This is a genomic window from Coprococcus sp. AF51-11b1, from assembly GCF_027682785.1.
Taxonomy (GTDB): domain Bacteria; phylum Bacillota; class Clostridia; order Lachnospirales; family Lachnospiraceae; genus Allocoprococcus; species Allocoprococcus comes.
On sequence record NZ_JAQCZB010000005.1, the window covers coordinates 172,378 to 182,768 of the forward strand.

The window sequence follows — 10,391 nt, forward strand, 5'->3', positions numbered from 1 at the left end:
CTTTTATTTTGGGTTCTATCGTTATATGATGTGAATGAAAGAGAGGTATGGAGTATGGCATTAAATGATAACATCAAAAAATTCAGAGAAGAAAAAAATCTCACTCAACAACAACTTGCAGATAAGTTATATGTTTCAAGGCAGACAGTTTGTCGTTGGGAAAATGGTTCAAGATGTCCGGACTTGATTACGGCAAAAAAACTGGCATTAGAACTAGATGTAAGTATGGACGAACTTATATCAGATGAAGATGTAAATGATATTCAAGTAAATTATGGAATATGGAAATCTGAAAGAATAAAAGACAAGAAGCATTTACAGGCACTTCAAAAAAAGATATTAGACTTTATACAAATTGTTGGAGCTGTATTTTTAGCAATCACGATTTTGCTACGAGTGCAACTAGATATGAGAGTACCCGTATGGTGTACAATCATTTGCTTTATTATTGTAGCAGTAGCATTTCTTTGTAATTTCATAGTTTCTAAAAAGTTGAGAGAAATGTAGTGAGGTCAAGGAACAAGGCGAAGCCGATACGCCGTAGGGCAGTCCTTGACGGAACGGACACAGCCAACAGCACCATGATACAGCAGAGGACTTGAAAGGTCAGAAACCTTGCAAGTCCTCTTGTCTGTTACTGGGCGTTATGTTTTAAGTAAAGTGCTTCTTTCGTCAGTTCTTTCTCAAATGCCTTGATGTGACCGTCGTGTATTCCGTTGTCGATATAAAAGCAGTCGTCAGCCTGTGAGTAGGAAAGCATGGTAACTTTCGGTTCATAACTCTTTGTATCAATTCCATAATAGTAAATCGTGGCGGTTGTTAATACCATGTGGATACTTTCAAAATCTCTTGTAAAAATGGTATGCCTGTCAGAATAGAAGAAATCAGACGGACATTCATAAAATTGGGAACTATCCTCTTTCAAAAATAAAGGTAATATGTGCATTGCATTTCCAGCACGATTGACAAGGACATAAAAGCGTGGAATGAGGGCGGCATATTGGGTCATCATGGCAATGTAGATATCGTCTAAATTATCAAGGAGGTACTCGGAGCAGGAGTTGTTATAAAAGACATATTGCAGGGCATTGTCATTTTGGCTTGTATGTTCCATAGGCACATTTTGTCCGTAAAGCCACCGCAAGTCTACATCTAAGGAGTCGGCAATCAGTTCCATTTTATCGGCTTTCGGGTTGTACTGTCCTGAAAGATAGGAACTGAACGCTCCTTTGCTGATACCAGTATCTTTGACTATATCTACCTGTTTTTTATTTTTTGCTTTCATGGCAAATTTAATCCGTTCTGCGATTGTATTCATCTGAAAAACCTCTCTTTCCATATCTCGTTATAACTTCTCATATCTTATCATCTAAGGACACTATACCACAAGTTCAGAAAAAAGAAAACAAAAAGTTTATAAAAAACTAAACTTTCTATTGTAAAACAAATGTGTCTATGCTAATATACAATTAAGTTCAGAAATAGCTGAACAATAAACGACGTCGTAATAGGAAAATAAAAATATGAGAAACTGACCTATCGGTTCAACGGGGAGAAAGGAACGTGTATGCAGATTACATTGACAAAAGAACAGGTAAAAGAAGCCTTTGGAGAACTTCGTTTTATGGGTGCGGATAACTGTTACCGCTATGATAAAGACAGTAAGAAGAAAACAGAGGAAGTGGAAGCATTAAAACTTCATCTTGGAAGCATGAAGCTTGGGAACAGCGTGGATATTCGCTTGGAAGCAACGGAACTTCCGAAGATTGAGCCTTATGCGGTGGTGGAACTGGAAGAACCAGTATATGCCCCTTATGTGCAGAGAGGAAACTTCCCAGTATTAGTGGAGAAGATTACCTGTAAGGGTATCCGCCCAGTTCCAAACAAAAATATGTAGGCAGTCAAAGTTCCTGTCCTCGTTCTGACGTACCAAACGGCAGGTTGAGGGCAGGGCAATGGCAACGCCGTTGCAGATAGGAGGTATGTGAAATTTGGAAGAAAGAAGCGGAAGTTTTCTTCCAGAACTCCCCTATACTAACAGGGGAGTAATACGACAGAAAGAAGAATTAAGTGCTTTGATAGATTGGTGTCAGGTAACCATTAAGGAAGTTCCGTTAGAAGCAGTTATAGAAGATGTACTGAGAATACCGTTGGAACTTATGACGGTGACAGGCTATGAAAAAGGAATTGCAGGACATGAGGTTGTGGCAATCTTTGATAATATCAAGGTACTAAAACCAACAGGAAATGCACAGTATCAAGGATTTCAGATTTTAATGAGTGGGAAAGGCTGTCGCAACTATGAGAATTTTTTACAACTCAATGAGGAAACATGGTTTGATTTCTTGAACAGAGTTTGCCAGTATCATATCAATATTCCTCGGATTGATTTGGCGATAGACGACAGAAAACCGTATTTGAGTATTCCCGATTTGATTGTACGGACAAAAGAGGGATTGCTTTCCACAAAACTAAGGGAGATAGATTTTCACGACTCGGGAGAACTGAAAGAAGATGTGTTTCAGAGTAAAGGTGGCAGTCTTTATCTCGGCAGTTCAGCCAGTAATTTGAGATTGGTATTTTATGAAAAGGGATATGAACAGAATAAAAAGTATGGAACAGAATTAGACGAAAATTGGAATAGATATGAGTTGAGATTTCGGCAGGAAATGGCGGTAAGTGTAGTACAGGAATTATTGAGATATAGAGATGTGGCAGGACTGGCAATGGAAGTATTGAACAGTAAAATACGATTTTTAGAAAAGCCAACAGACTGTATGACAACAAGAAAAAGGCTTTATCCCACTTATCGAGCATGGGCGGAATTGATGAAAGACATAGGCAAGGTCAAACTTACTATGCAACCACAGAAGAAAAGTCTGCAAAAGGTATGGGAGTGGTTAGAAAAATATGTTGCCCCGTCTTTGAAATTGTTTGCAGAAGTTGGGAAGATAGAGCAGAGAGATTATATTGCTAATCTTATAGCAAATGGAGAAATGAATATCACACAAAAGCAGTTGTATGTTGATTATATAAAAGCAAGAAAATTAGACGAAAGGGGGTAATCGTATCGAAAAAGCATTACTAAATATAAATGAATTTTGTGAGTATATGGGGATTGGGAAAACAAAGGCAAGAGAACTGTTGAACAATCCGAAAAATAGATTTACAGTACGCATTGGTAATCGGTTGTATGCAAATAAGAAATTACTTGATGAATGGCTGGAATATCAATGCAAAAGGGCTTGAAAAGAAAATGGGGTGTGGATATAATGAAAATTGAAATATTTACTTTACCATATTTCTTTCAGTAGAAGAAAGGAAAGTTGGTATGGGTAAAGATTTAAAGGGCAAAGAACTCGGTAAGGGAATTTCACAGAGAGCAGACGGACGCTATATTGCAAGATTTACAAGCAAAACAGGGAAACGAAAAACGCTTTATGATTTTAAACTGAATGAATTAAAACGGAAGTTGCGAGAAGCGGTTTATGAAGATGAACATGGTTTGAATGGCAATGGCGAAAGTATCACTTTAAATGCGTGGTATGTAACGTGGACGGAGTTGTATAAGAAGAAAACAGTCAAAATGACTACGATATATAAAAACCACAGTTACTACAATTCAAGAGTGAAAAACTCTATCGGAAAGATGTATTTGCAGGACATTAAAACATATCACGTTCAGAAATTTTTGAATGATTTGATAGACAGCGGTATTGCACACGGAACGGTATCGAATATTAGATTTATGTTAAGCGATATGTTTGATAAGGCAGTATTGAGTGAATACATTAGAAAAAATCCCTGTATCGGTGTGGAAATGCCAAAAGAAGTGAAAAAGGAAAGGCGTGTATTAACAAGAGAGGAACAGGAGAAATTTTTTACATTTGCTTCTTCCTATATACACATCAATGTTCTGAAATTTGCTGTGACAACAGGCTGTCGGATTGGAGAAGTGCTTGGACTGAAATGGGAAGATTGTGATTTTGGAAAAAGAGAAATTACAATCAATAAGACAATTCATTACTCAAAGGCTTCCAGTCCCGTTGAGGGTTCAAAGTTTTTCTATACGACTGCAAAAACCATATCAAGTAATCGTGTCATTCCTATGACAGATGAAGTGTATGAGATTTTGCAAAATCAGAAGATAAAGCAGACAGAACAGAAGATGTGGAAACGCTCGATATGGAAACAGCATAAAGAATTTCAAAACTTGGTATTTACCTGTTCGGACGGTTCGCCGGTTTATTATTACAACGTTAATAGTGCAATCAAAGACTATGTAGCGAAAATCAATGTGATAGAGATTGAACTGGCAAAGGAAGAAAAGAGAGAGCCGAAGATATTTGAAGTGTTTACCTGTCATACCCTGCGACATACATATGCTACAAGGTGTTATGAAAATGGCGTAGACCAACAAGTAGTACAGAAACTTTTAGGTCATTCCACGCTGGCAATGACAACTGATTTATACACGCATGTTTCAGAAGAAAAGAAAAAAGAAGAAGTAGCCGAATTGAAAATATTGGCTTAAATTTGGAGTAAAAATGGAGTAAATCAGAAGATAGATAGCTAAAAACGGCGTAAAATCAATGTTTTCAAGTGGATATAAATATTGTCCTAAAATAGGCAGTGCAAATAAGGAAAGCCGAGGTCAAATCCTGCTAGCAGGAATTTGACCTCGGCTTGAGTTATTTATAGGGCGTATGCCCGTCAATCGAACGAACTATGTTCGTGAGATTGTGCACTGCCATAAATTTGCGACAAAAGTAATCCATTCAAGGCGTACGCCCGTCAATCGAACGAACTTGTTCGTAAGATTGGAGCACTGCCGTAATTCTGCGACAAAGTAAATCATTCAAGTATAAGTCCGTCAATTTTCCGGTAATCCTTTACGGATTCCAAAAGTGGATGCAGGGAAAAAGGGAATACAGCTGATCAACCGGAATATGGTCAGAAATATTTCATTTGATAACAAATAAAAATATGCTATACTGTTCTTGAACTTTGAGTAAGGAGGAACAAACAGATGGAAAATGTACACAGTATAGACGTAGAAGAGGATCAGTTTGCATACCGTTATGATACGCAGCTTCTGATCGACAGAAGAGATGAAGATCTGGATGAAGATGAGATTGCAGAATATATATCCGAACATTTTGAGGGAAACTGCCTGATCGCGGTAGGAGATGAAGACCTGATCAAAATTCATTTCCATACAAACGAGCCATGGAAGATTCTGGAATATTGTAACAGTATCGGCGAGATCTACGATATTGTAGTGGAAGATATGATCCGGCAGTCAGCGGGACTGAAAGGATAGCATGTACCTCATATCGCTTTATTTTGACGAAGGGACAAACAAGAAGATCCAGTTATATATGGAACAGATTGCGCAAAGAACGGGCAATATGGCGATGATTGACGGAAAGGTTCCGCCACATATTACCTTGTCGGCATTTGATATGGCAGAAGAAGAGAAAGCAATCGCCGGCTTTATGGCAATGGAACAGGAATTTGAAAAAGGACAGATTTTCTGGTGCTCAGTAGGGATGTTTCTGCCACATACAATTTATTTGTCACCGGTTTTAAATGCATACCTGCAAAAGCTGTCAGAGTCTGTTTTCTCAAAGATCAGATATCTGGAGGAGGTACGAATCCAGATCAGATACCAGCCGTTTTCCTGGTTCCCGCATACAACACTGGGAAAAAGACTGAACCAGGCGGAAATGCGGGAGGCATTTGTTGTGATGCAGAACCAGTTTGCACCGTTTACAGGTGAAGCGGTTGAGATTGGGCTTGCGAGGACGAATCCATACAGGGATTTATGTAAGATAAAGTTAAAATAAAAAGAAGATTTTCGCGGATCTGAATCGACACGTGAAAATCTTCTTTTTTGCTATCAGAGGAACTATCCGAGCACAGTTCTACTAAAGTTTTCCCTCTGGAACCCTGGAAATGATCGTCCGGTTGATCCGTACCAGGAAGAAGGAGGATACCATAAGTGAAATGACCTCCGCAATCGGGAATGACCACCACACTACATGAAGACCGCCAAGCTTTGCAAGGATATATGCGGCAGGGATCAGTACAAATAACTGACGCATAATGGAGACGATCATACTGAAAAATGCTTTTCCAAGAGCCTGAAATACTGTTCCTGATACAATACAGAACCATGCGATCAGATAGTGGATTCCGATGATCCGCAGGGCAGGAACTCCGATGGTGAGCATCTCGTCCGATGCATTGAACATACCCAAAAGTATCTGTGGGATTCCTTCAAAGCAGAGGAATCCGATGAAGGTGAGGCAGAAGGCAACCAGCATACTGAGCTTGATCGTCTTGAGCATACGTTTTCTCTGACCGGCACCATAATTGTAGGCAATGATCGGAGTAATCCCATTGTTGAGACCGAATACCGGCATGAAGAAGAAACTCTGTAGCTTAAAGTAAACGCCGAATACAGCAGTTGCGGTTGATGAAAACTCGATCAGGATGCGGTTCATGCAGTAAGTCATAACCGATCCGATGGACTGCATAATAATCGTTGGAATTCCAACTGCATAAATGGTGCCGATAATACGGAAATCGAGTCTGAATCCATGAAACTTCAGTTTCACATCATGATTGTACCGGTGGTTACAAAATCCGGCGACAAGTGCGGCAACGCATTGTCCGATCACGGTTGCAACAGCAGCTCCGGTCACACCCATTTTCGGAGCTCCGAGAAGTCCGAAGATCAGGATTGGATCAAGAATGATGTTAGTGATTGCCCCTGTCAGCTGGGAAGTCATACTGAAGATGGTTCTTCCGGTTGAAGTAAGAAGACGCTCAAAGAAGACCTGTGCAAGCAGCCCGAAAGAAAAAATCATGACGGTGCTTAAGTACTCAATTCCGAGTTCCATGATCTCCTGGTCAGCATTTCCAATCTGACTTGCGTAAAAAGGACGGACGATCGTAAAGCCAAGAATGAAAAATACGAGATAGCTGAAAAAATATAAAACGGCAGCGTTGCTTGCAGTTGCATTTGCTTTTTTGAAATTTTTCTCTCCAAGTGATTTGGAAAGGAGTGCATTCATGCCGACACCGGTTCCGGTTCCAACTGCAATAAGCAGTGTCTGGAGTGGAAAGGCAAGTGAAACGGCGGTCAGTGCATTTTCCGATAATTTAGCGACAAAAATACTGTCTACGATGTTGTACAAAGCCTGTACCAGCATAGAAATCATCATAGGCAGAGACATATTAAATAATAGTTTTCCGATGGGCATGGTACCCATTTTGTTTTCTGCAGGTGCAGATGTATTTTCCTGATTCATTTTCTCATTCCTTTCTGTTCTGATAAAAGAGTAAAAATATTGTAAAAACAGCCACTAAACACATATGATATAGGAAAATACGAAGATAATCAAGTGGAATAAGGGAGTATAAATTGACTTCTTTCGGACAGACGGGTATAATTCTTGTTATATGGAGAAATAGGAAAGGGATATACTAGAATGAGTAATACAAATCAGAAAATCGAAACTTTAAATAAACTGCGTACTGTAGAGGCAATTTATGTACTGATGTCATCCTGTACAAGAATGCCATATGTGGTCTGCGATCCGGAGACATTTGATGATGAGATCCTTCTTTACTACACAGAAGCGGAAGCGAAAGAAGAGGCTATGAAGCTTCAGAAGGAGGGAAATCCAATGCAGCTTGTCAAGGTGGATAAAAATTCCCGCCTGTCATTTTTTACCGGGCTGTTTCCGATGGGAGTCAACTGTATTCTGGTGGACAAAGGGTTGGACGGACAGATTACTGTGCAGCTTGACGAATTGATCACGAGACCGAAGGATGAAGAACTGCCAGAAGGAAAAATACGTGTAGAGAATCCGGAACTGGTGCTGACTGCAGCGTATTTTATGCAACAGATGAGAAAGCCGGATAAACCGGAGATGACGGATGAGTTAAAAGAACTGAACGAAGAAATGCTTGCCCATTATCAGGAGGGGCGTTATATTGTGACTGTTCAGGAGGACAAAGGAATTCCGATTTTGAAACAGAAAGATGGGAAAGTGTATCAGCCAATCTTTACGGATGTGCAGGAAGTTAAGAAATTCCAGAACCTGAACAAGGGTGTGACGTTGAAAACCGCTGTTGTAGAAGGAAGTAAGATTCCGGAAATTCTTTCACCGGAAGCATTTGGCGTTGCAGTCAATCCGTTTGGGGTGAACCTGCAGTTGCAGATAAAGAGAAAACCGGCAAAAACGAAAGAAAACGAAAACAAAACACAAGAATAATCGAAAACAAAAAAGAAAAAATGAAAATTGCAAGAGGAATCCTGATCTGCGGAACAGGTATCGGGGTAAGCATTGTTGCCAACAAAGTTCCGGGAGCTTATGCAGCACTGGTTAACAATGTATATCAGGCTCAGAGAGCACAGCTCAGTAACAATGCCAACATTATCACACTTGGTGCACAGGTTACAGGAATTGAGCTCGCAAAATGCCTCGTAAAAGAGTACTTAAGCGTAACTTTCGATCCGGAATCCCGTTCTATGCCAAAGGTGGCAAGAATTACAGAATACGAAAAAGAAGGTAAATAATCTGAGTTATTCAGAAAGCGTAAAGGGCAGTCCATCAAGGGCTGCTTTTTGCTATAGAAAAACACGATAAGGATATACAATTATAGTATAAATGTATTTGAGATAGAAGGGAAAATGTGATAACATTAGATAGCAAAATTCAAAAAGGGGAAAAGGAAAAAGAGATGAAAAACAAGAAGCTATGGATATTTGGGGGAATCATCCTTTTGATTGTGATCCTGAATCATATTTTTGACTGGTCTTCTTACATAAGTACTGCAGAAAATCTTGAATTTATGAAGCGGATAGTGCAGAATAATCTTCCTCTGGCAATTCTATTGTATATGGTATTGACAGTTGTTGGGTGTGTGGTGCTTGCGCTTCCGGGAGTGACGTTTGCGATACTGGCAGGACTTCTCTTTGGACCAGTAATCGGTACGATTTGTTGTTCTCTGGCAACAACGATCGGGGCGGTTCTTGCATTTATTGCAGGACGTTTTTTCTTGAAAGACAGTATTGGACCAGTGGTTGCAAAAAAACGTATCTTGAAAAAATGGTTGTTTGACGATACTGGCTGTAATGAATTATTTGTTCTTATGATTACACGTCTGGTTCCGGTATTTCCATTTAATCTGCAGAATTTTGCGTATGGTATTACAGATATCCGTTTTAGTACGTATGCAATTGGTTCGTTGATATTTATGCTACCTGGTACAGCGATGTATACGGTTGGTACAGCAGGCCTTGCGGATAAGGAGAATAGGTTGCTTTATATTGGAATAGCAGTAGTGCTGGCAGTTGTAGTCACGATAATCGGGATAATCCTGAAAAAATGTTACCTGAAAGATGACCTGGAAGAAAATAAGGAATAAGGAGTAAAAAGTATGGAAAAAAAGAAAAATATTTGGGTGGGGAAAATAGTAGTGATCGTTTTGATTATTGTATCAATCGGAAGTTATTATGTATTTCCGTCCGTAAAACATGTGATGAATCAGGTATTTAAGATGTTTGCTAGTGGAGACTTTGCAGTGGTCAGAGACTTTGTAGCATCTTATGGGGCATATGCGGCATTGATTTCATTTTTGCTTATGATTTTTCAGTCGATTGCAGCGCCACTTCCGGCATTTCTGATTACATTTGCAAATGCGAATCTTTTTGGATGGTGGCAGGGAGCTATTCTGTCATGGAGCAGTGCGATGGCAGGAGCAGCGGTATGCTTTTTCATTGCAAGAATACTTGGACGTGATGTGGCAGAAAAGCTTACGAGTAAAGCTGGAATGCAGCAGATAGATACATTTTTTGAAAAATATGGAAAGAATACAGTTCTGATCTGTCGTTTGCTTCCGTTTGTTTCGTTTGATATTGTAAGTTATGCAGCAGGACTTACTTCGATGTCGTTTATATCTTTTTTTGTGGCAACTGGTGTAGGACAGCTTCCGGCAACGATTGTATATTCTTATGTTGGAGGAATGCTGACAGGAGGAGCGAAGCTTCTGGTGACAGGACTGCTGATCCTGTTTGCTCTGTCGGCACTGATTTTTATGGGGAGAAAGATCTACATGGACAGACAGAATAAAAAAGCAAAATAAATGGTATAAAAAGGAGCTGTCGGCAAATAACGTTTTTTAGAGCTGACAGCACCAAACAAAAATATCCTGACAGTTACAGAGCTTTCTGGCTCTGCAACTTGTTCAGGATATTTTTATTTTGATAAATACTTTCTGTTTTTGGCCGCAAAAAATCCTCGTTTGGATTTTTTCAGCCGCATTTTTTTCTAGGCAGTTTTTCCTTCAAATTTTCTCAGTTTTTCGTATAAAAA

Annotated in this window: 13 protein-coding genes; 11 read left to right on the forward strand and 2 right to left on the reverse strand. The window is 39.5% G+C overall.

What is annotated here, in order from left to right:
- Window positions 1–54: 54 nt before the first annotated feature.
- Entirely contained in the window at window positions 55–507 is a 453-nt protein-coding gene (locus PGY05_RS07055; protein ID WP_158354011.1) for a helix-turn-helix transcriptional regulator, read from the forward strand.
- 127 nt (window positions 508–634) lie between these two features.
- Here PGY05_RS07055 and PGY05_RS07060 read toward each other — a convergent pair whose 3' ends face one another.
- Window positions 635–1,318, reverse strand: coding sequence for a helix-turn-helix domain-containing protein (locus PGY05_RS07060; protein WP_009319838.1), 684 nt, complete (start codon window positions 1,316–1,318; stop codon window positions 635–637).
- Window positions 1,319–1,567: 249 nt separating this feature from the next.
- On the opposite strand from PGY05_RS07060, the gene PGY05_RS07065 reads away from it, so the two are divergent.
- From PGY05_RS07065 to PGY05_RS07090, 6 genes are all read left to right on the forward strand, one after another.
- Entirely contained in the window at window positions 1,568–1,897 is a 330-nt protein-coding gene (locus PGY05_RS07065; protein ID WP_004613680.1) for a hypothetical protein, read from the forward strand.
- Window positions 1,898–1,991: 94 nt separating this feature from the next.
- Window positions 1,992–3,065 (forward strand): replication initiation factor domain-containing protein, encoded by a 1,074-nt coding sequence (locus PGY05_RS07070; protein WP_237998369.1) that lies wholly within the window; start codon window positions 1,992–1,994, stop codon window positions 3,063–3,065.
- Window positions 3,066–3,069: 4 nt separating this feature from the next.
- Window positions 3,070–3,249, forward strand: a complete 180-nt coding sequence (locus PGY05_RS07075) for an excisionase (RefSeq protein WP_081445676.1) — start codon at window positions 3,070–3,072, stop codon at window positions 3,247–3,249.
- Between the two features lie 82 nt (window positions 3,250–3,331).
- A complete protein-coding gene (locus PGY05_RS07080; RefSeq protein ID WP_270475576.1) occupies window positions 3,332–4,534 on the forward strand; it encodes a tyrosine-type recombinase/integrase in 1,203 nt (400 codons plus the stop codon).
- Window positions 4,535–5,029: 495 nt separating this feature from the next.
- Window positions 5,030–5,323, forward strand: a complete 294-nt coding sequence (locus PGY05_RS07085) for a hypothetical protein (RefSeq protein ID WP_055249520.1) — start codon at window positions 5,030–5,032, stop codon at window positions 5,321–5,323.
- Between the two features lie 58 nt (window positions 5,324–5,381).
- A complete protein-coding gene (locus PGY05_RS07090; RefSeq protein WP_243269661.1) occupies window positions 5,382–5,849 on the forward strand; it encodes a 2'-5' RNA ligase family protein in 468 nt (155 codons plus the stop codon).
- A gap of 81 nt (window positions 5,850–5,930) precedes the next feature.
- Here PGY05_RS07090 and PGY05_RS07095 read toward each other — a convergent pair whose 3' ends face one another.
- On the reverse strand, window positions 5,931–7,319 hold the full coding sequence (locus tag PGY05_RS07095; protein ID WP_270475577.1) for an MATE family efflux transporter: 1,389 nt from the start codon (window positions 7,317–7,319) through the stop codon (window positions 5,931–5,933).
- 180 nt (window positions 7,320–7,499) lie between these two features.
- Here PGY05_RS07095 and PGY05_RS07100 point away from each other — a divergent pair, with 180 nt between their 5' ends.
- The 4 genes from PGY05_RS07100 (at window position 7,500) to PGY05_RS07115 (ending at window position 10,161) form a co-directional block, all read left to right on the forward strand.
- Entirely contained in the window at window positions 7,500–8,288 is a 789-nt protein-coding gene (locus PGY05_RS07100; RefSeq protein WP_270475578.1) for an SseB family protein, read from the forward strand.
- A 20-nt stretch (window positions 8,289–8,308) separates the two neighbouring features.
- Complete coding sequence (locus PGY05_RS07105; RefSeq protein WP_270475579.1) at window positions 8,309–8,593, forward strand: RpiB/LacA/LacB family sugar-phosphate isomerase; 285 nt, start codon at window positions 8,309–8,311, stop codon at window positions 8,591–8,593.
- Between the two features lie 164 nt (window positions 8,594–8,757).
- A complete protein-coding gene (locus PGY05_RS07110) occupies window positions 8,758–9,444 on the forward strand; it encodes a TVP38/TMEM64 family protein (protein WP_055249526.1) in 687 nt (228 codons plus the stop codon).
- A gap of 12 nt (window positions 9,445–9,456) precedes the next feature.
- Window positions 9,457–10,161, forward strand: a complete 705-nt coding sequence (locus PGY05_RS07115) for a TVP38/TMEM64 family protein (RefSeq protein ID WP_055158415.1) — start codon at window positions 9,457–9,459, stop codon at window positions 10,159–10,161.
- Window positions 10,162–10,391 lie beyond the last annotated feature (230 nt).